The organism is Pseudomonas sp. EA_5y_Pfl2_R50 (assembly GCF_963970475.1).
In the GTDB taxonomy this organism is placed as follows: domain Bacteria; phylum Pseudomonadota; class Gammaproteobacteria; order Pseudomonadales; family Pseudomonadaceae; genus Aquipseudomonas.
Genome location: NZ_CAXAPT010000216.1, coordinates 1 through 375 on the forward strand (window position 1 = coordinate 1; position 375 = coordinate 375).

Here is a 375-nt window from a genome sequence, read left to right on the forward strand (position 1 = left end):
TTTGCCGGCGTCTTTGTAGACGTCATCGGCAGGCGCTGGAACAGTGACGGTGCCAGTGGTTTTGCCGGTTTCGATGGTAATGATCGAACCGTTCGACAGGGTCACAGTCACCGGCGAGCCAGCCGGGTTGGTCAGCGTCGCGGTGTAGATGATCGAGCCGCCCTCGGCTACGGAGTTGGTGGCGCTGAGCGACAGGTCAGTGGTGTCGACGGTGTCAGTGACCGTGGTTGAAACCGGTGTCTTGTCGGCCACCAGGTTTTCGTAGTTGCCGCCGCTTACACCCGTGATCGAATTACCCAGCGACGCCTGACCGGTCAGTGCATCGTTCGGCGCGGTGAAGGTCACGGTGCCGGTAGTCTTGCCGATTTCAATGGT

The 375-nt window shown here is 60.3% G+C and carries 1 protein-coding gene; it reads right to left on the reverse strand.

The features are described from left to right. On the reverse strand, positions 1–375 hold a 375-nt coding region (locus AACY19_RS27520), incomplete at both ends, for an immunoglobulin-like domain-containing protein (protein WP_339454653.1).